Below are 20,045 nucleotides of genomic sequence, written 5' to 3'. Positions count from 1 at the left end.
TCACACCGCGAGGAGACTCATGATTCCTGCACCGCACCGCACGGCTGTCCACTTCGCGGCGGTGCTCGTCGCGTTCACGTCCGCGCCGGCCGCCACGGCGGCGTCCGCGAACCCGGTGCCCTGCCCCGCGTCGAGGCACGGCAAGCCGACGGTCGTCCTGGTCCATGGGGCCTGGGCCGACACCTCCAGCTGGAACGGCGAGGTGGAGGCACTGAAGCGGGCGGGTTACAGCGCGCGCGCCATCGCCAACCCGCTCAGGAACCTGACCGACGACGCCGCCACCGTCGCCGGCTTCCTGCGGACCGTGCGTGGCCCGATCGTGCTCGTCGGGCACTCCTACGGCGGCTCGGTCATCACGAACGCCGCCGCGAACGTCCCCAACGTCAAGGCCCTCGTCTACGTCGACGCCGCGGCCCCTGACGTGGGCGAGACCACAGCCCAGCTCAGCGGCCGGGGCTCGGCGCTCGGCGCGGACCCCAAGACGCTGTACGAGGAGGTGCCCTACGCCGGAGCGCCCTCGGGCGCGCACGACCTCTATCTCAAGCAGGACCCCTTCGTCCGCTCGTTCGCCTCTGACCTGCCGAGGGACGTCGCCACGCGCCTGTGGGCGACCCAGCGGGCCGCCTCGACCAGCGCGTTCATGACCCCGTCGAAGGCGGCGGCGTGGAAGAAGATCCCGTCCTGGTACTTCATCAGCACCGGCGACCGGATCATCACCGCGGAGTCGCTGTCGTCCATGGCCCGGCGAGCGCGCTCGAAGGTCACCACGTTCAGGGGCGGTTCGCACCTGACCCTCATCTCCCACCCGCAGGCGGTCGCGGCCACCATCGGCAAGGCGATCTGCGGCGTGCGTTAGGACGCAGCCGTGGCGATCTTCCTGCCCTCGCGGCGCCGGAGCACGAGGGCGAGGACGAGGACGGCGACGAAGACAGGCACGAGCACGGCGCCGTAGATCTTGAAGAGGAGATAAGGATCGGGGCTCGCGAGACCGGCCCAGTCCCACACACCGTGCAAGGTGACGGCCACGAACAGGCCCGCGACGACGGGCAGGGTCCGACCGGCGCGCCGGCGCGCCGGCGCGCGCTCGCGGCGATGCCGACGCCGATCCCGGTGAGCGCCACCATGAGCGGGTGGAAAAAGGGCACCATGCCGACGCGCATGAGCAACAGCACACCGAGGGTGATGATCGCGGTGTCATCGGATGCCGCAGCCCCTGCGGCGTCCATGACCGCGCGGCCGAAATAGAGGGAGTTCTCGGTGAACGAGAACCCGGCCCCCGCCAGTCCGGCGAGGACGACGGCGTCGAGCACACCGGTGATCTCCCGCCGCCGGTGGACGAGAAGCCACAGGAGGAACAGGCCCTTCAGCACCTCCTCGGTCACCGGCGTGATGACGAGGGGCCGGACCCACTCTCCGACCTGCGTCCCCATGGTGGCGTCGACCAGGGAATGCAGCCACTGCTGCGACCAGATCGAGCAGAACGCCGCGATCGTCGCGCCCCAGGCGAAGGCGGAGGCGAGCAGCCGCGGACGCTCCCGCCTGCGCCGGTCGAGCCACAGGAGGACGGCCACGATCGGCAGCGTGACGACCGTCGACAGCACCAGGCCGACGCCCACGCCGTCGATCCCGATCTGGCTCCCCACCCACACCATCGAGCCCAGCCACGCGAGTGCGGCGCCAACAGGCCAGACGGCCCGTGTACCAGTTCTCATCGTCCACCCCTGAGTTCTGCAGTCGCCGACGAAGCGATGCGCGTCCAGCAGACACTGTGCCGTTGCGGCATACTCAAGCCCTGCGACGAAGAAGGTGGCCGATGGGGTGGAGCACGCGCGAGGTCGCGCAACTCGCGGGCACGACCCTGCGCGCCGTACGCCACTACCACGATGTCGGGCTGCTCGACGAGCCCGAGCGGATGGCGAACGGCTACAAGTCGTACGGCACAGAACACCTGATCCGGCTGCTCGAGATCCGCCGCCTGACCCGTCTCGGCCTGCCGCTCTCGACGATCGCGGCGATGCGCCGGGACGACGCGGACGGCTTGGAGGAGACCCTGGCCGCGGTCGAGGCCGACCTCGCGGCAAGGATCGCCCAGTTGCGGCAGGCGCAGCAGGAGATCGCGAAACTGCGCCGTCACCCGGTCGAGACGGACCTGCCCTTCGAGGTCTCCGTCGCGGCGAAGGAGGCGGAGCTCTCGACGGCCGACCGCGCCTTGTACGCCGTCATCACGCAGGTGGCGGGTGAGCAGGGGGCACCCCATTGGAGCGCGCTGCTCCGCGGCTCAGCGCACATGCCGGGCGGCGACGAGTTCGACGCCCTCCCTGAGGACGCGGACGAGGCGACCCGCCGGCGTGTGGCGGACCTCATGGCTCCGCACGTGACGTCACTGCTCGCCCGGCGTCCGCTCCCCGCCGACGCGCTGCCGCCCGGTGTCCGCGAGCAGTCCGCGTTCGCCCGGACGGTGATCGAGGCGATGCTCGACCTCTACAACCCCGCCCAGCTCGACGTCGTCGCACGGATCTGGAGAGCAGCGGGGATCGCCTAGTGCCGGAGCAGGGCCGGGTGCTGTTCGGCGACGATGCCCGCCAGTTCGACGCGGGAGGCGATGTCGAGCTTGGCGAAGATCCGGCGCAGGTGGGTGGAGACCGTGTGGGGTGACAGGAACATCCGCTCGGCGGCCTGCCGGTTGGTCAGCCCCTGCGCGATGAGCCCCGCCACCTCGCGTTCGGTGTCGGTGAGGCTGTCCCACCCGAAAGCGGGCCGCTGCGTCTGCGACCAGTGGCGGCGGCGGACGCCCAGGGCGCGCAGCCGCGCCCGGACGCGGGCCGCGTCCCGCAGCGCGCCGATGTGCTGGTAGTCACCGAGCGCCTGGTCGAGGTGGTGGACGGCCCGCTCGCGGTCGGCGTCCCCTGGTGCGGCGGCGAGCAGGGCCCCGAGGTCCTCGGCGGCCGACGCCCGCGCCCACGGTTCTGGCTGGTCGGTGACGGCGGCGGCGAGGGCGTCGGCGTCGCCGTGCAGGATGCCGCGCGCGTGCGCGGCCGAGACGCCGACGACGGGGAAGTCCGGGTTCTCGCGGGTCAGGACGTCGGCCGTGTCGACGACGGTCCGCGCGTACGCGTGGTTGCCGGTGCCCAGCGCCAGCCGGGTCATCCAGGCGGCCATCACCGGCGTGGTGAGGAGCGCCCAGCGGCGTTCTCCGGCATCGGTGTAGATGGCGTCGAGGATCTCGACCGCGCGGTCCGGGTCGCCCTGCGCCTCGGCCAGCGACGCGGTCGCCCACCGCTCCCACACCGACCCGAACAGCATCCCTGGCGCGGCGTGGACGGCGTGGTAGCGCTCGACGTGCCGGACGGCGGCGTCCAGGTCGCCGCGCCGCAGGGCGACGAGCGCGAGCATGGCCGCGCCGACGCGGACGCACCCGTGCGTGCCGAGCTCCTCGGCGATCGTCATCCCGGCCTGGGCCTCGTCGGCGGCGTCGTCGAGCTCACCGGCGGCGAGCCTCAGGACGGAGCGGAACAGCGCGGGCTGCGCGGCGAGGACGGTCAGCCCGAGCGCCTGGATCTCCTCCTCGGCGGCCCGCACGGCGAGCTCGGACGCCTCGAACTGGCGCATGGCCCGGTGGTTGAGGCTGAGCAGCAGGCGCGCGTACGGCCGCTGGACGGGTTCCGCTGCGCCGCGGTTCGTCAGGCGCAGGGCTTCGTGCAGGTGCTGGAAGGAGTTGGCGACCCGCCCGTCGACGACGGCCAGCCGGGCGAGCAGCAGAAGGGCCCCGACGACGACGGCGTCGGTGTGCCGCTCGCGGTGCGCCAGGACCTCCCGGGCCCGCTGCCGTCCCGGCCGGGCGTCGTTGAGGCAGATGAGCCCCCAGAACATCGCCCATTCCGCGGCGCCGCGCAGGTCCTCGGGAACGCCGCTCTGGGCGAGCACGCTCTCGGCCTCGAGCAGCGTCTCGTCAGGACGGCCGCTCAGGAGCAGGATGTGCGCGAGCGAGCAGCGCAGCCGCAGCGCCTCGGCGGGCGAGGCCATGCCGAGTGCGGTACGGGCGAGGTCGGCCGCCTCAGGCAGCCGCCCGACGGCGGTCAGGGCGTCGACCGCCGTCGTGGCGCGGCCGAGCCAGCCCGGGTCGGCGGGGCCGCTGAGTTCGAGGGCCCGCAGGGCGAAGTCGGCGGCGGTGCCGGGTGAGGTCCGCAGCACCTCGCGCGCCGCCCGGTCCAGGCCGCGCAGGGCGGCGGCGTCACCGGGGGTGGCGCCTCGGATGAGGTGGGCGGCGGCGGGCACCGCCGACCCGCCGCGCCGGAGCAGCATCTCGCCGGCGTCGCGGTGCAGGGCCTGCCGCACGGGAGCGGGGATGCTCGCGGTCACCGCCTGCCACAGCGCGTCGTGCCGGAACGTCAGCTCGTGCTCGGCGGCCTGGACGACGCCGGCGGAGATCGCCTCCTCCAGCATGGGCATCAGGCGGCCGGTCGGCTCGCCGAGCAGGTCGGCCAGGTCCTGCACCGCGAACGAACGGCCGAGGACGCCGGCGGCCCGCAGCAGCCGTCCGGTCGGCGGCGACAGCTCCCGCAGGAGTGCGCCGGTCACCGCCTGGGCCCTCGGCAACCGCTCCTGGACCGTCCGCACGCGTCCGTCACCGACCCGGAGCACGCCCTCGCCGCGGAGCCCGTCCAGAAGGGCGATGAGCAGGGACGGCCTGCCGGCCGCCAGCCCGGCGAGGTCGAGCACGTCCGGCTCGGGCGCCGCCCCGAGGACGTCGGCGACGACCTCGGCCACCGCGGCCTCGTCCAGCGCGCGCAGGGTGATCCGGGTCGCGCCGTCCGCGGTCAGCACATCGAAGAGGTGGCCGACGCGCCTGCCGTCACCGTGGCCGGTCGTGCGGGCCAGCATCCAGACGAGCGGGTACGACGACAGGTCCCGCGTCATGGACCGCAGGGCGAGCAGCGTCATCGGGTCGGCCCAGTGCACGTCGTCCAGCGTCAGGAGCAGCGGTCGCGCGGCCGCCCGCCGTTCCAGCGCCGCCCGCAGGCGCTGCTCGGCCGCGCCGCTCGCCGAAGGCGTGCAGGGCTCCTCCCCCAGCGCCGACATCAGGGGCGAAAGCGGGATCGGCTGCGTCAGCAGGTCCGCCGCGCCGCCGGCGACGTCCAGCCCCGCCCGGGCGGCGGCAGCGGCTGCCTCGTCCAGCAGGCGGCTCTTGCCGATGCCCGGCGGGCCTTCGACCAGCAGGACGCCGCCGTGACCGGCCGGCGCCCCGGCGATCAGGCCGTCGATCAGCCGCCACTCGGGCGCGCGGCCGCGCCGGCCCGGTGCGGAAGACCCTCGGGAACCGGGTTCGCCCTGGTCCGCCAAGGTGTGCTCCCCCATGGATTCATTACACAGGGCCTCCGGTCACGTGAACCAAGCATGAAAGCAAAAGTCACACAGATATGCGATACGGGGGGATTCATCACGAATCAGGGTCGTAGGGAACTTCTTCTTGGCGAAGAGTGACCCGCGCAGAACACCACCGAGCAGATGCGAGCGTTTCCGTGAACCTCACGACCTGACGTCCCTCGACGTGCGCTTGCGGAAAGGAAGGCGATGAGCGCACGGCACCCCTTCTCACGGCCGGCCCTCGGCCCGTCCGGGGCGACGGGCTCGGAGCGGGGTCGCCCATGAGGTTGCGTGACCGCGCGCTCCGGGATCGGGTGGCCCTGTTCGCGGGGACGGCCGTGGCGCTGCTGTGCGTCGGCTTCTCGGCCGTCGTCCTGATCACGACGGACCGGGTCGCGACCCAGAACCTCGTCAGCGAGATCGCGGCGGTGGGCGAGCTCACCGCGTACTACGTCGACCGGGGACAGGTGATCAACCCGCTGCCCCCGATCTCGGACGACATGGTCCGCCCCGTACAGGTGGTCGATCCGAAAGGACGCGTGGTCGCCGCGACCAAGGAGCTGCAGAACAAGCCGGTCATGGCGGACTTCGCGCCCGAGAACCCGCAGCGGGTGGCCAGCGAGGTGGTCTGCCATTCCGTCCTGTCGCCCGACCGGTGTCACATCGTCGTCGCCCAGCGCGTGTACCGCGACGGCGACTGGACGATCTACAGCGCCGCGCCCACGCTGCCGTTCTACGCCTACCCGCTGGTGGCCGCGATCCTGCTCGCCGGGACCGTCGTGTTCACCGGCGCCGTCGCGTGGGGAGCGCGGCACACGGTCATCCGCTCACTGCGCCCCGTCGAGGCCATCAGGGCTCAGCTCGACCACTACCGCAGCTTCGACCTGGGCCGCCGCGTGCCCGTACCCAAGCCGGACGACGAGATCCGCCGGCTCGCGGAGAGCGTCAACGAGACGCTGAACCGGCTGGAGGACGCGCTGGAGCGGCAGCGGCGGTTCTGCTCAGACGCCTCCCACGAGCTGCGCACGCCGGTCACCGCCATCCGCGCCCAGCTGGAGGACGCCCTCATGGCGCCGGAGGACGTCGACCCCCTGCTGCTGTGCCACGCCGTCATGCCGAGCGTCGAACGGCTCCAGTCGATCGCGTCCGACCTGCTGACGCTCGCCCGCCTGGACGCGGGCACGCCGCACGAGCGCCGGCCGGTGGAGCTCGCCGGGCTCGTGGCCGACGAGCTGCGCGGCCACCAGGACAGGGAGGTCGTCCAGCACCTGATGCCGGGCCTCACCGTGATGGGCGACGGGTCGCATCTGCGCCAGATGCTCGCCCACCTGCTGCGCAACGCCCAGCGGCACGCGGCGTCCACGGTCACGGTCACCCTGCGCTGCGGCGAGCCCGACCGCCGTGGGGACGTCGCCGAGATCGAGGTCCTCGACGACGGCTCCGGGATCGCCGCCGATCAGCGCGAGACGGTCTTCGGCCGGTTCACCCGGCTGGACACCGCCCGCAGCCGCGACGCGGGCGGCGTCGGGCTCGGTCTGCCCATCGCCCGGCAGATCGCCGAGAGCCACGGAGGCACGCTCACCATCCAGGACAGCGACCGCGGCGCCCGCTTCGTCGTCCGCCTTCCGCTCGCGAGCCACCAGAGCGGGAACGGGAACGGCTCCGCCCTCGCCGTCCGTCACCACGGGACAGGCCAGGAACGGCGCTGAACCCCTGGAACAGGCCGCCCGGTTTACGTAGGGTGCGGTGGTGGACGTGATCGACGAACTGCTGCGGTCCGACCCTGCCATCCGCTGGCAGGCCCTGCGCGACCTCGCCGACGCCCCGCCTGACGTGGTCGCCGCCGAGCGGGCGCGCGTGGCGCACGAGGGCTGGGGCGCACGCCTGCTGGCCCTCCAGGGATCCGACGGCCTGTGGGAGGGCGGCGCCTGCTTCCCTGCCTCCTACACCGGCGGCGAACCGGGCCAGCCCTGGACGGCGACCATGCACACCCTGCAGACCCTGCAGATCCTCGGGCTCGACCCGGCGTCGGAGCAGGCGCGCCGGGCCATCGCGCTCGTCGCGGAGAACGGCCGCTGGGAGCACGCCGGGCAGCGGTACTTCGACGGCGAGGTCGAGCCGTGCATCAACGGCAGGACGATCGAGACCGGCGCCTACTTCGGCGTGGACGTCTCGCCGCTCGTGGAGCGGATCCTCGGCGAGCGGCTCGCCGACGGCGGATGGAACTGCGAGGCGGAGAACGGCTCCGTGCGCTCGTCGTTCGACACGACGATCAACGTGCTGGAGGGGCTGCTCGCCTACGAGCAGGCGGCCGGCTCCTCCCCCGAGGTGCGGGAGGCGCGGCGCGCCGGAGAGGACTACCTGCTCGAGCGCGGCCTGTTCCGCCGCCTCAGCACCGGCGAGGTCGCCGACGCGACGTTCCTCGACTTCGCCTTCCCGTACTACTGGCGTCACGACGTGCTGCGGGCGCTCGACTACTTCAGGCGGTCGGGGGCCGCGCCCGATCCCCGGGCGGCGGAGGCGATGGAGGTCGTCCGCTCGCGCCAGCAGCCCGACGGCCGCTGGCTGCTCGACCGGGTACATCCGGGGCGCGTCCACTTCGCGTTCGAGGACGGCGTGGGCAGGCCGAGCCACTGGAACACCCTCCGCGCGCTCCGCGTCCTGCGCTGGTGGGAGGACTGAGGCAGAACGCTATGTCCTCCGAAAGGAGGACATAGCGGTCCACCGGTCGTTGGTGCCGCCGTCCGCCGCCGGACGAGATCGTTGAGGCATGACAGCGATCAAGGTTCGCGGGCTCACCAAGAGCTACGGCGAGGTGCGGGCGGTGCGCGGCATCGACCTGGACATCCAACCGGGAGAGGTCTTCGCCGTGCTCGGGCCGAACGGCGCGGGCAAGTCGACCACGGTCGAGATCCTCGAGGGCCACCGCCGCCGGGACGGCGGCGAGGTGAGCGTGCTCGGCGTCGACCCGGGGCAGGCGACGCGCGAGTGGCGCTCACGGATCGGCATCGTGACGCAGAACGCCGACGACAAGCCCGAGGCCACCGTACGGGAGCTGGTGACCCACTTCGCCGGCTACTACCCCGCGCCCATGGACCCGGACGAGGTGATGGACCGGGTCGGCCTGCGGGAGAAGGAGCGCAGCAGGGTACGGGCGCTGTCCGGCGGCCAGCGGCGCAGGCTCGACGTGGCGCTCGGCATCGTGGGCCGTCCCCAGCTGCTGTTCCTCGACGAGCCGACCACGGGGTTCGACCCCGCGGCGCGCAGGGCGTTCTGGGAGCTGATCTCGGGCCTGTCCGACGGCGGCACCACGATCCTGCTCACCACCCACTACCTGGACGAGGCCGAGGCGCTCGCCGACCGCGTCGCCGTGGTCGCCCGCGGGCAGGTCGTCGCGCAGGGCGACCCGCACTCGCTGGGCGGACGGACCGGCGGCCAGGCCACCGTGTCGTGGCGGGAGAACGGCGAGCGCAGAAGCGTACGCACCGGCATCCCGTCCAGGACGGTGATCGAGCTGGCCGAGCGCTTCGACGGCGAGGTCCCCGAGCTGACCGTGACCCGCCCCACCCTGGAAGACGTCTACCTGAGCCTGATCGAGGAGACCCCGTGACCCAGTCCGGCACCGCAGCCCCCGCCGCGACCGCCCCGCCGATGCGGTTACCGTCCACGCTCAGGGTGGGCCTGTCCCGCGCCCGGCTGGAGACGCTCCTGTTCTTCCGGGAGCGGACGGCGGTCGTCTTCACGTTCGCCTTCCCGATCATCCTGCTGGTGATCTTCGGATCGATCTTCGACGGCGTCTTCGAGGGCACCGGCATCTCGTTCTCCCAGGTGTACGCGGCCGGGCTGATCGGCGCGGGCGTCATGAGCGCGAGCTTCCAGAACCTCGGTGTCTCCATCGCCGTGGAGCGCGACGAGGGGACGCTCAAGCGGCTGGCGGGCACGCCGATGCCGCCCGTCGCCTACTTCATCGGCAAGATCGGCAGCGTGATCGTCGTGGCCGTGCTGGAGGTCGCGATCCTGCTCGTGATCAGCCTGACGCTGTTCGGCCTGCGGCTCCCGTCGGACCCCGTCGACTGGTTCACGTTCGTCTGGGTGTTCCTGCTCGGCGTCACGGGCTCGTCGCTGCTCGGGATCGCGATGAGCAGCGTCCCCCGGTCGAGCAAGAGCGCGGCCGCGATCGTGACGCTGCCGTTCGTGGTGCTGCAGTTCGCCTCCGGTGTGTACATCCCCGCCACCCAGCTGCCAGACTGGCTGATCGGTTTCGCCTCGGTCTTCCCGCTGAAGTGGATGTGCCAGGGGTTCCGGTCGGTGTTCCTCGGCGACGAGATGGCGATCCTGGAGCTGACCGGATCGTACGAATTGGCGCGCGTGGCCCTTGTCCTGTCGGCCTGGGTCGTCGGAGGCTTGCTGCTGTGTCTCATGACGTTCACGTGGAAGAACCGCAGGGACGGTTAGCACCCCCGTGCGGCCCCGGCGGCGGCCCAGGCGGCGCGGCCGGGGCCGACGCGTGGAACCACGCGGCCACGTGGGAGGCGGTGCTCGTCTTCACCGTGCTCGCCTCCGCGCTCTTCGCCGTCCTCAGCGATCCCGCCCTGCCGTCCGCCTGGGCGGCCGCCGGGCTCCTGCTGGCGCTCCTGCCGCTGTACTACGTCCTCGGCCGCCCGGCGATCCGCTGCGCTTCGGCGCGGCGCACCGGCCTCTACTTCGCCTTGCTGGTGCTGCTGTTCGCGGTCGCCGCCTACCTGGACCCCGTCGCCAACCTCGTGCTCTTCGGCCTGTACCCGCAGTGCTTCATCGCGGCGCCGTACCGGCGGGCGCTGGTCGTCGCCGCCGCGCTGGCCTTCACGCCTCCGCTGCTGACCCTGGTGTTCGCCCGCGACGCGACGGCGCTGCTGGTGATGACCGCGATCGCGGTGTCGCAGGTCGCGTTCGCGGCCCTGTTCGGCTTCTGGATCGGACGGATCATCACCCAGAGCTCCGAGCGGGCCCGTCTCATCAAGGAACTGGAGGACAGCCGGGCCGAGGTGGCCAGGCTGTCGGCGGAGCGCGGCGCCCTGGCCGAGCGGGAGCGGCTGGCGGGCGAGATCCACGACACCCTCGCCCAGGGGTTCACCAGCATCATCATGCTCGTGCAGGCGGCGCAGGCGCAGCCCGACCCGTCCCGGCACCTGAAGCTCGCCGTACGGACCGCGAGGGAGAACCTGTCCGAGGCGCGGGCGTTGATCGCGGCGCTCGCGCCCGCGCCGCTGGACGGCTCGACGCTGGCGGACGCACTCAACAGGCTGACCGCGCGGCTCGGCGAGGAGACCGGCCTCGCGAGCGGGTTCGAGACGCGCGGGACGTCCCGCGCGCTGCCGCCGCCGGTCGACGTGGTGCTGGTCCGCGCCGTCCAGGAGGGCCTATCGAACGTACGCAAGCACGCGCGCGCGTCGCGGGTGCGCGTCGAACTGGAGTACGGTGACCGCGAGGTGGCGCTGCGGATCATGGACGACGGCGCCGGCCTGTCCCCCGCGCAGGGACACGACGGGTACGGGTTGCGCGCGATGCGCACCCGGGTGGAACAGGCGGGCGGCGTGCTGCGCGTCGACGGCGTGCCCGGTGGGGGCACCACACTCGAGATCTTCATACCGGACAAGGAACTGTGAATGAGCGCCATCCGCGTGATGATCGTCGACGACCACCCGGTGGTCCGTGAGGGGCTGCTGGGCATGCTGGAGTCCGAGGCGGGGCTGGAGGTGGCCGGCGAGGCCGGATCCGGCGACGAGGCGGTGGTGCGCGCGGCCGAGCTGCGGCCTGACGTCGTCCTCATGGACCTGCGGATGCGCGGCGGCGACGGGGTGAGCGCGACGGCGCGCATCCTGGCGGACCGTCCTGAGACCCGCATCGTGGTGCTCACCACGTACGAGAACGACCAGGACATCGTCCGGGCGGTCGAGGCGGGGGCGGCCGGCTACCTGCTCAAGGACACCTCCCGTGCGGACCTGGTGGCCGCCATCGCGGCGGCGGCGCGCGGCGAGACCGTGCTGTCGCCGTCGGTGGCCTCCAGGCTCGTCAGCCGGATGCGGGCGCCGTCCACGGTGGCGCTGTCGCCGCGGGAGGCCGAGGTGCTGTCGCTGGTGGCCGAGGGTCTCACCAACGCCGAGATCGGCAGACGGCTGTTCATCAGCGAGACCACCGTCAAGACGCACATGCTGCGGATCTTCGGCAAGCTCGGCGTGTCCGACCGCACCGCCGCCGTCACCACCGCCCTCGCCCAGGGCCTCCTCCCCCGCTGACGCCAACGGCAGGCAGAGGCTTGGCCTACGCCTTCATGTGCGCAGGTCAAGCCCTCCGCGGAGCGGGTGGCGGTCGCTCCGCCGCGGGCACACCCGGTTCGACGGTGCCGGCATCGGTGGGAGGTTCAGGATGGCGATGGACGTGATCGTGGGCTATGACGGTTCCCCCGCGGCCGCCGCGGCGATCGACGCCGGTGCGGCGCTGTTCCCGCGGGCCCACGTGTGGATCACCCACCTGTGGACCCCGCCGTTCGCCAGCGAGAGCCTGCGCCGCCGGCTGTGGACGGGCCGCGCCGACATCTCCGGCTTCATCGAGGCGATCGAACGCGAGGGGGAGGCCGAGGCCCACCGGCTCGCCGACAGAGGCGCCAGGCTGGCGCGCACCGCCGGATGGGACGCCGAGCCGCTGGTGCGCCGCACCTACGGCGGCGAAGGGCTGTACTTCGCGCAACTCGCCCAGGAAGTGGACGCCGACGTCGTGCTGGTCGGCTCCCGCGGACTGGGCGGCACCCAGGCGATCCTGGGAAGCGTCTCGGACACGGTCGTCCATTACACGCCCCGCCCGGTCCTCGTCGTGCCGCATCCTCTGCTGACGACCGAGCAGGCGCCGCTGGCCGGCGGGCCGGTGATCGTCGGCTGGGACGGCTCGGCCGGCGCCGAGGAGGCCCTCAGGGCCGCGGCGCGGCTGTTCGCGGGACGGGAGCTGATCGTCGTGTCCGTGGACGGCGCGTCGCCTGAGGACAGCCCGCCGCCGGCCGAGGGCCTCACCGTCGAGCGGGTGACCGTCGCCGGCAGGCGCGTCATGCACGGACGGGCCGTGGCCGACGAACTCCGCGTGTGCGCCCGTACCCGTGGCGCGGCCGCGGTGGTCGTCGGATCACGCGGGCGCTCGGCGTCCCGGGAGATCCTCACCGGCAGCGTCGCGATGGCCACCCTGCACCACACCCACCGCCCCGTCATGGTCGTCCCCCGGCCCGACAGAAGCTCCACGTGAAGATCGGCTCCGAACCGCCGACGCCGACCGCTACTTGACCAGCGCACGACCGGCCACGGAAGCTGGAATGCCGGGCCAGGAACCAGTCGGCGGCCATGTCGGTGCCCGTGACGCGGCCGATCAGCGCCAGCGTCGAACTGATGCTCTCGGGCGCCTCCACGAGATCGCCGGGGTCGTCGATGCTCAGCTCGAAGCGAAGTCCGTGCATCAGGTGGTCGAGCACGTGCGGGTCGTCGCCGGAGCGCTCGTCCGGCTGGTGCGGCTCGAAGGCGACGAGCACGCGGCCGTCTCGGGCGTACGTGAAGTGCTCGCGGCCGCTGATGTCCATGCGCAGGCCGAGGACCTCGCGGCCGCCTTCGGAGATCGAGCGCAGGCTTTCATCGGAGCCATGCCCCGGCACGACGCCCACCCAGCCGTTGACCTCCGCCACCCAGGACGACCCGTCGTCGATGGCGCGGTCGAGGATCTCGCGCAGGTGGCACGGGGTCCGGGTGGCGGCGTCGAGGTGAAGGGCGTCGAGGTCCGCGCCCTTGATCCAGGTGGCGCTGAAGCCCAGCGCTCACAGGTCCATCTCGTCGAGTCCCTCGGTGAAGATCGTCGAGACCAGCAGGTCGTACAGATGGGTGCGTGAGGGCATGGTCACTCTCCGAAAGGACATTGCCGAGTTTTCAAAGGGACCTGGCAAGACATAGCGCCGCAAATCTATTCCTGGGTGACGCTTTGCACCCGCCGGACGGACTACTTCCGCCCCCCGCATCTACGTTGAAGGAACGCCTGACGCGGCCGCATCGGCGTTTCCATCACACGACCGGGCACCAGGTGATAGCTCATGATCAAGGTATCCACCGCTCTGGCTACGTGCGCGCTGACGGCCTCGCTGATCGCCGCTCCCGCGGTGACATCGATCGCCCCCACCTTCGCGGCCCAGCAGGCCGCCACCACCGCAACCGGTTACGCGCCTCCGTGCGAGCGCGGCAGGCACTCCGAGGAATGCGCCGCCCGGCGCCACCGTGGCGAAGAAGGCCGGCGCCACCGTGGCGAGGAAGGCCGGCGCCACCGTGGCGAGGAAGGCCGGCGCAACCCCGACCGCGGCTACGTCGGTGAGAGCCCGCTCACCGGGCAGGAGTGCACCGGCGGCATCGAGGTCGGCTGCCCCGGCTGAGCCAGGTCGCCCGTTCCGGCGCGCTCACGCCGGAACGGGCAGGCAGCCTGGTGTCACCTCGCCGCCACTCGCCCGCCCCACCGGCGATCACTACGCTGCGTAGCAGTCAGCAGCGTTCCGTAGTCACAGGTGGTGAGGGCCCATGCCGTACCGGCCGGCAGGCGCGCCCGTCGTGGCCGTCCTCATGCTCGTCGCGGCCTGCTCCGACCCGAACGCCATCCCGGCCCAGGGGTCGCCACAGCACGCGATGCACATCCACCTGTACCAGAAGCCGAAGCGCTTCTCCCCGCTCGATCCGCCGAGCGGCCCCGACCAGCAGGTCATGACGTTGATCTTCGACAACCTGCTGACCGTCGACGACACCTACGCCTACGTGCCGCGCCTGGCCGAACGCTGGGAGGTCGCGGCCGACCGGATCACCTTCCACCTGCGCCCCGGCCTGAGGTGGAGCGACGGCACGCCGTTCGGCAGCGGCGACGTCCTGTTCACCTACCGGCTGCTGGCCGACCCGAGGAGCGGCAGCGCGATGGCCGGCAAACTGGCCGGCGCCGCCTTCGAGGCGCCCGACGACACCACGTTCGTCATCAGACCGGCCAGGCCGAACGTCGGCTTCCTCAGCCTGCTCGCCGGCCCGTTCGCGTTCATCCTGCCCGAGCACGTGCTCGGGCGAGTGCCGGTGCACGAGATCGCGGGCCACGCCTTCTTCTCCGCCCCGACGGTCGGCATGGGCCCGTACGTCTTCGTACGGCACAAGACCGACCAGTACGTCGAGCTGGCCGCCAACCCGCACTACCGCAAGCCCGTCGCGATCCCCAGGATCTTCCTGCGGCCCGTCGGCTCCGACGCGGCGACCGCGCAGCTCGGCACCGGCGAGATGGACCTCGTCCAGATCTCCCCCACCGACCTGCCGGTGGTGGAGCAGTTCGAGGGCGTCACCGTGTCGGCGAGGCCGAGCCCCGGCTTCATCAGGATCGCGGTCGACCTGAGCGACCGCCGCTTCGCCGACCCGCGGGTACGTCGGGCCATGCTGCACGCGATCGACCGCGAGGCGCTCGTCGCCAAGCTCCTGGCGGGCCGGGGCCGGGTGCAGAACTCCTCTTTCGTCACCCCGTGGGCGCTGCCCGGCACTCTGGAGGAGTACGCCCACGACCCGGCCAGGGCCCGCGCGCTGCTGGCCGAGGCGGGCTGGCGGGCCGGCGAGAAGGTGACGCTGTCGTGGATCCCCGGCCAGCGCGACCGCGACACGACGGCCACGGTGGTGCAGGGCGCGCTGAGCGCCGCGGGCATGGCGGTCGAGCTCCGCCAGGTGCAGGCGGCCGAGCTGCTGGAGTCGTACCAGAAGCGGACGTTCGACCTGGCGCTGTTCGGGGGCGGGGGCTACGCCGTGGACCCCTCGGCCAGCGCGATGATCCTCGGTTGCACCGATTTTTACCCCGTCGGGGGCAATATCAGCAATTTCTGCGATACGTCGCTCGATGCCCTCACCACCCGCGCCGACGCCCTCACCGACCACGACCGGCGCGCCGAGCTCTACCGGGAGGCGGCCCGCAAGGACAACGCCCAGGTCCCGTACCTGTGGCTGTACAACCCCGACACCCTGTGGGCCACCAGCGCGCGGCTGCGCGGCTTCCGAGGCGGCGGCGACTTCACGGCCGGCTTCTGGAACGCCGACGAGTGGACCCTGGCCGGCTGATGCTCTCCTACCTCCTGCGCCGGCTGCTGACCGGTGCTGCCGTCTTCCTGCTCATCAGCGTCGGCGTGTTCCTCCTGGTGCGCGCCGCGCCGGGCGACCCGGTCCTGATGATGGTCGACCCCGAGCAGCTGGCCGCCGGCGGCCCGGCTTTCCTCGCCGCCAAGCGCGCCGAACTCGGCCTCGACCAGCCGTTGCCGGTCACGTACGGCATCTGGCTGCGCGACGCGCTGGGCGGCGACCTCGGCTACTCGTTCGTCAGCCGCCGCCCGGTGGCCGAGGTGCTCGGCGAGCGGATGGGGCCGACCGTCCTGCTGATGGGCACGGCCCTGGCGATCGGCCTCGTCCTCGCCGTGGCGGCGGGCACGGTGGCCGCGACCCGGCGCAACACCGCGATCGACTACGCCACCACCGTCGCGAGCCTCGGCACGGTCTCGGTGCCCAGCTTCTTCCTGGGCATCGCCACGATCTACCTGTTCTCGCTCAAGCTCGGCTGGACGCCGTCCTCCGGCATGTCCACGCCGGGCGGCGGTGGCGCCGCCGACGTGTCGGCCCACCTGGTGCTGCCCGCGGCCGTCCTCGGGCTGTCCATCGCGGGGCCTTTCACCCGGTACGTGCGCGCCGGGCTGCTGGCCGAGCTCGGCGCCGACTACGTGCGCACGGCCGAGGCCAAGGGCGCCGGCCCGGCCCGGGTGCTGGTGCGGCACGCGCTGCGCAACGCGCTCGTCCCGCTCGTCACCGTCGTGATGATCTCCGTCCCGCAGCTGCTGGCCGGTGCGGTCGCCCTGGAGCAGGTCTTCTCGTGGCCGGGCATGGGGCAGCTCGCCGTCAGTTCGGTCGGCATGCTCGACTACCCGGTGGTGATCGGGTTCGCGATGTTCGTGGCGCTGCTCGTCCTGGTCTGCAACCTCGCCGCCGACCTGCTCTACGCGGCGGCCGACCCGAGGATCAGTCTGTCGTGACGGCCGTCCGTCCCGCCGTCCCGCGCTCGCCGGCCGCGCCGGCCGCGCGGCGCTTCCTGCGCAACCGGATGGCGCGCGCCGGAGCGGTGTTCCTCGCCTGCGTCGGCCTGCTGGCGCTGGCCGCGCCGCTGGTGGCCGGGCACGACCCGAACGCGGTCGATCTGGCGGCCTTCCGCGAGCCGCCCTCGGCCGCGCACCTGCTCGGCACCGACTCCTCCGGACGTGACGTGTTCGCCCGGCTCGTGCACGCGGGCCGCGTCTCCCTGCTGGTGGGCCTGCTGTCGGCGCTGGCGGCGGTCGCCCTCGGCACGCTGCTCGGCGCGCTGGCCGGGATGTTCGGCGGGCCGGTCGACGCCGTCGTCATGCGCGCGGCCGACGTGGTGCTGTCGTTCCCGTCGCTGGTCGTCGTCGTGGTCCTGGCGGGCGTGTTCGGGCCGAGCACCGCGATGCTCGTGCTCGTCTTCGCCGCGGGCAACTGGCCGACCGCCTGCCGTGTGGTGCGCGGGCTGACGTTGTCGCTGCGCGAGCGGGAGTACGTCCAGGCGGCGCGCGCGTTCGGCGCGGGCAGGCCCACGGTGATCGGCCGGCACGTGCTGCCCGCCGTCCTGCCGCAGGTGGCGGTGGTCGGCACACTGCTGGTGGCGCAGCTGATCCTGCTGGAGGCGGTGCTGTCCTTCCTCGGGCTGGGCGTGCAGCCGCCGCAGGCGAGCTGGGGCAACATGCTGACCGACGCGCAGAACCTCACCCTCATCCAGACGATGCCGTGGCTGTGGCTGCCGCCCGGCCTCGCCATCGCGCTGACCGTCCTGGCCGTCAACTTCGTCGGCGACGGCCTGCGCGACGCCGTCGACCCGAAGGGAGCCCGCTCGTGAGGCCGCTGCTCGCCGTCGACGACCTCGCCGTCGAGTTCCCCACCGACGACGGCGTGGTGCGCGCCGTCGACGGAGTCAGCCTGCGGGTCGGACGCGGCGAGATCCTCGGCGTGGTCGGCGAGTCCGGCTCGGGCAAGAGCGTCACCGCGATGTCGGTGCTCGGCCTGGTCCGTCCGCCGGGGCGGGTGACACGCGGCAGCGTCCGCTTCGACGGCGAGGAGCTGCTGACGCTGCCCGCGCGCCGGCTGCGCCGGATCCGCGGCGGCCGCATCGCGATGATCTTCCAGGACCCGATGACGGCGCTCAACCCGGTCGTGCCGGTCGGCGTCCAGATCGCCGAGGCCGTCCGGCTGCACCAGCCGCGCCTCGGCCGCGCGGCCGTGCGGGCCCGCGTGCTGGAGCTGCTGGCCTCCGTCGGCGTCGCCGACCCCGCCCGCCGGTACGGACGGCACCCGCACGAGTACTCCGGCGGCATGCTCCAGCGCGCGATGATCGCGATGGCCGTGGCCAACCGTCCCGACCTGCTCATCGCCGACGAGCCGACCACCGCACTGGACGTCACCGTCCAGGCCCAGGTGCTCGGCCTGCTCGACACGGCTCGGCGGGAGACCGGCGCGGCGGCGGTGCTCATCACGCACGACCTCGGCGTGGTCGCCGAGCTGGCCGACCGGGTCGCGGTCATGTACGCGGGCCGCGTCGTCGAGCACGGCGACGTCCACCAGGTGTTCACCACGCCCCGCCACCCCTACACGCGCGGCCTGCTGGCCGGCCGGCCAGCCCCGGCGACCGCGCCGGGTGATCTGACGCCGATCCAGGGCAGCCCACCCGACCTGCTGGCGCCGCCGCCCGGCTGCGCCTTCGAGCCGCGCTGCGCGCTGGGCGCCGGACGTACGGTCTGCCGGACGAGCCGTCCCGAGCGGGTCGCGGCGGCCGGGGGCCACGTGTCCGCCTGCCATCTGCGCGAGGAGCCGGTGTGAGCGAGCCCGTGCTGGCCGTCGAGGGCCTGGTCAAGCACTATCCGGCGCGCGGGCGCGGGAGGGCGGTGGTGCGTGCCGTCGACGGCGTCGACCTCGCGCTGTGGCCCGGCCGCACGCTCGGGCTGGTCGGCGAGTCGGGCTGCGGCAAGAGCACCACGGGCAGGCTCGTCGTCCGCCTCACCGACCCCACCTCCGGCCGCATCCTGTACGGCGGGCGCGACCTGGCCCGCCTGTCGCAGGCCGAGCTGCGCCCGCTGCGCGGCGAGATCCAGATCGTCTTCCAGGACCCGTACTCGTCGCTGTCGCCGAGGATGACCGTCCACGAGATCGTCGCCGAGCCGCTGCGCACGCGCCGCCGCTACCGCGACGGCGGCCGGGAGCGGGTGGGCGAGCTGCTGGAGCTCGTGGGCCTGCCGCCCGGCCACGCCAACCGCTATCCGCACGAGTTCTCCGGCGGGCAGCGCCAGCGGGTCGGCATCGCCAGGGCGCTGGCGCTCGACCCGCGCGTGCTGGTGCTGGACGAGCCCGTCTCGGCGCTGGACGTCTCGATCCAGGCGCAGGTCGTCAACCAGCTGGCTCACCTGCAGCGCACGCTCGGTGTCGCGTACCTGTTCATCTCGCACGACCTGTCGGTGGTGCGGCACCTGTGCGACCGGGTCGCGATCATGTATCTGGGCCGGATCGTGGAGGAGGGCGAGCGGGACGACGTCTTCGCCCGGCCCGCCCATCCGTACACCCGGGCGCTCATCTCGGCCGTGCCGATCGCGCATCCGTCGGAACGCGGTTCGCGGCGGCGGATCACACTCCCCGGTGACGTGCCCAGCCCGGCCGACCCGCCGTCGGGCTGCCGGTTCCGTACCCGCTGCTGGAAGGCGCGGGAGCGGTGCGCCGCCGAGGAGCCGCGGCTGGCCGGCGCGGACCACCGCGTCGCCTGCCACTTCCCGGAGGAAGGGCCCTCGTGAGGGTGTCCGGACGCGGCGAAGCGGGCCCGCCCGACTCCGGGACAGGCCCGATCCGTTCAGTCCGCGAACCTCACAGGTTCACGACCCCCTGTGCCGCAGCGGTCAGCACGTGGCCTTGCCCGCGCTGAATCCGGCGTTGTAGCCGTGCATGTACACGGCGTCCTGCAGCTGGGGCGAGAGGCGGCTACGGAGCGTCGGCTTGCACGACTTCACTCCGTGGCTGAAGCCGTCGTTGAAGCCGGTCGTGCACAGTCGCCTCGGCTCGCCCTTGAAGCTGCGCGTGCAGGTGGGCGGCGCGGCCTTCGAGGTCGCCTGGATGTCGGCGCTCACGGGCGCCGGAACGGCTGTGGCTTGCGCGGTTTCGACCGGCCCCACCATGAGGGCGGCGATCAGCGGACTGGCGAAGAGCAGATTCCTTGCGTGCATCTCCGTCTCCTTCCTGGAGCGGACGCTGTCCCGGCGGCCATGCGGCCGGCCGGTGGAACGGGCCCCGGGATGGCTCAGGACGAGCCGATCCCCGTGAAGGCGAACTGTGGATGGTTCTGCTTCCTCGCCCTCCCGGAGGAGGGCAGCTGGTGCGATTCTGGATCTCTGTGGCCGCCCACTGCCGATGTCCTCCGGCACCCGTGCCGGTCGGGGGCGGCCCACGTGATTCAGCGTGCGGCCCGGCTTCCGGCGTGTCCAGGCACTTGACTCTAATCTGGGCACTCCACGTCATCGCAGCTCGCGGATCTTCGATGGCTTGACCCATTCCCCGGCGTTCCGGCCGTTTGCCGCGAGCGAACCG

The 20,045-nt window shown here is 72.8% G+C and carries 19 protein-coding genes; 15 read left to right on the top strand and 4 right to left on the bottom strand.

Features of this window, described 5'->3' with window-relative positions:
• Window positions 1-19: 19 nt before the first annotated feature.
• On the top strand, window positions 20-856 hold the full coding sequence (locus tag BLR04_RS14695; RefSeq protein WP_090764275.1) for an alpha/beta hydrolase: 837 nt from the start codon (window positions 20-22) through the stop codon (window positions 854-856).
• On the opposite strand, the gene BLR04_RS14690 is transcribed toward BLR04_RS14695, so the two are convergent.
• Window positions 795-1,712, bottom strand: coding sequence for a PrsW family glutamic-type intramembrane protease (locus BLR04_RS14690; RefSeq protein ID WP_090764273.1), 918 nt, complete (start codon window positions 1,710-1,712; stop codon window positions 795-797). The genes BLR04_RS14695 and BLR04_RS14690 overlap by 62 nt on opposite strands.
• A gap of 101 nt (window positions 1,713-1,813) precedes the next feature.
• Here BLR04_RS14690 and BLR04_RS14685 point away from each other — a divergent pair, with 101 nt between their 5' ends.
• Window positions 1,814-2,542: a MerR family transcriptional regulator gene (locus tag BLR04_RS14685; RefSeq protein ID WP_090764269.1), complete on the top strand. Its 729-nt coding sequence runs from the start codon at window positions 1,814-1,816 to the stop codon at window positions 2,540-2,542.
• Here the strand turns inward: BLR04_RS14685 and BLR04_RS14680 are convergent.
• A complete protein-coding gene (locus BLR04_RS14680) occupies window positions 2,539-5,355 on the bottom strand; it encodes a helix-turn-helix transcriptional regulator (RefSeq protein WP_090764266.1) in 2,817 nt (938 codons plus the stop codon). The two genes, BLR04_RS14685 and BLR04_RS14680, sit on opposite strands and share 4 nt — an antisense overlap.
• 290 nt (window positions 5,356-5,645) lie before the next feature.
• Here BLR04_RS14680 and BLR04_RS14675 point away from each other — a divergent pair, with 290 nt between their 5' ends.
• From BLR04_RS14675 to BLR04_RS14645, 7 genes are all read left to right on the top strand, one after another.
• A complete protein-coding gene (locus BLR04_RS14675) occupies window positions 5,646-7,073 on the top strand; it encodes a sensor histidine kinase (protein ID WP_090764264.1) in 1,428 nt (475 codons plus the stop codon).
• Between the two features lie 40 nt (window positions 7,074-7,113).
• A complete protein-coding gene (locus tag BLR04_RS14670) occupies window positions 7,114-8,046 on the top strand; it encodes a hypothetical protein (RefSeq protein ID WP_090764778.1) in 933 nt (310 codons plus the stop codon).
• Between the two features lie 88 nt (window positions 8,047-8,134).
• Window positions 8,135-8,974 (top strand): ABC transporter ATP-binding protein, encoded by an 840-nt coding sequence (locus BLR04_RS14665; protein ID WP_090764262.1) that lies wholly within the window; start codon window positions 8,135-8,137, stop codon window positions 8,972-8,974.
• A complete protein-coding gene (locus BLR04_RS14660) occupies window positions 8,971-9,819 on the top strand; it encodes an ABC transporter permease (protein ID WP_245740255.1) in 849 nt (282 codons plus the stop codon). The genes BLR04_RS14665 and BLR04_RS14660 overlap by 4 nt, the downstream gene beginning before the upstream one ends.
• Window positions 9,795-11,009, top strand: coding sequence for a sensor histidine kinase (locus tag BLR04_RS14655; RefSeq protein WP_143022050.1), 1,215 nt, complete (start codon window positions 9,795-9,797; stop codon window positions 11,007-11,009). Before BLR04_RS14660 ends, BLR04_RS14655 begins: the two co-directional genes overlap by 25 nt.
• Window positions 11,010-11,639, top strand: a complete 630-nt coding sequence (locus BLR04_RS14650; RefSeq protein ID WP_090764257.1) for a response regulator — start codon at window positions 11,010-11,012, stop codon at window positions 11,637-11,639. It abuts the gene before it with no gap.
• A gap of 130 nt (window positions 11,640-11,769) precedes the next feature.
• On the top strand, window positions 11,770-12,633 hold the full coding sequence (locus tag BLR04_RS14645; RefSeq protein WP_090764254.1) for a universal stress protein: 864 nt from the start codon (window positions 11,770-11,772) through the stop codon (window positions 12,631-12,633).
• On the opposite strand, the gene BLR04_RS14640 is transcribed toward BLR04_RS14645, so the two are convergent.
• Window positions 12,596-13,063, bottom strand: a complete 468-nt coding sequence (locus tag BLR04_RS14640) for a DUF6461 domain-containing protein (RefSeq protein WP_090764249.1) — start codon at window positions 13,061-13,063, stop codon at window positions 12,596-12,598. The genes BLR04_RS14645 and BLR04_RS14640 overlap by 38 nt on opposite strands.
• 399 nt (window positions 13,064-13,462) lie before the next feature.
• On the opposite strand from BLR04_RS14640, the gene BLR04_RS14635 reads away from it, so the two are divergent.
• From BLR04_RS14635 to BLR04_RS14610, 6 genes are all read left to right on the top strand, one after another.
• The gene (locus tag BLR04_RS14635; RefSeq protein WP_090764246.1) at window positions 13,463-13,795 is read left to right on the top strand and encodes a hypothetical protein; all 333 of its coding nucleotides are present in this window, start codon (window positions 13,463-13,465) and stop codon (window positions 13,793-13,795) included.
• A 142-nt stretch (window positions 13,796-13,937) separates the two neighbouring features.
• A complete protein-coding gene (locus BLR04_RS14630) occupies window positions 13,938-15,488 on the top strand; it encodes an ABC transporter substrate-binding protein (protein WP_090764243.1) in 1,551 nt (516 codons plus the stop codon).
• Entirely contained in the window at window positions 15,488-16,447 is a 960-nt protein-coding gene (locus BLR04_RS14625) for an ABC transporter permease (RefSeq protein WP_143022049.1), read from the top strand. The genes BLR04_RS14630 and BLR04_RS14625 overlap by 1 nt, the downstream gene beginning before the upstream one ends.
• Window positions 16,444-17,319, top strand: coding sequence for an ABC transporter permease (locus BLR04_RS14620; RefSeq protein WP_218128919.1), 876 nt, complete (start codon window positions 16,444-16,446; stop codon window positions 17,317-17,319). Before BLR04_RS14625 ends, BLR04_RS14620 begins: the two co-directional genes overlap by 4 nt.
• Window positions 17,316-18,296, top strand: a complete 981-nt coding sequence (locus tag BLR04_RS14615) for an ABC transporter ATP-binding protein (RefSeq protein ID WP_090764237.1) — start codon at window positions 17,316-17,318, stop codon at window positions 18,294-18,296. Before BLR04_RS14620 ends, BLR04_RS14615 begins: the two co-directional genes overlap by 4 nt.
• Window positions 18,293-19,258, top strand: a complete 966-nt coding sequence (locus BLR04_RS14610) for an ABC transporter ATP-binding protein (protein WP_245740254.1) — start codon at window positions 18,293-18,295, stop codon at window positions 19,256-19,258. Before BLR04_RS14615 ends, BLR04_RS14610 begins: the two co-directional genes overlap by 4 nt.
• Before the next feature lie 102 nt (window positions 19,259-19,360).
• Here BLR04_RS14610 and BLR04_RS14605 read toward each other — a convergent pair whose 3' ends face one another.
• Window positions 19,361-19,684, bottom strand: coding sequence for a hypothetical protein (locus BLR04_RS14605; protein ID WP_090764233.1), 324 nt, complete (start codon window positions 19,682-19,684; stop codon window positions 19,361-19,363).
• Window positions 19,685-20,045 lie beyond the last annotated feature (361 nt).

The organism is Nonomuraea maritima (genome assembly GCF_900100395.1).
GTDB lineage: Bacteria > Actinomycetota > Actinomycetes > Streptosporangiales > Streptosporangiaceae > Nonomuraea > Nonomuraea maritima.
The sequence above is the reverse complement of the archived record's forward strand: the minus strand, read 5'-3'. Positions and strand labels throughout refer to the sequence as shown.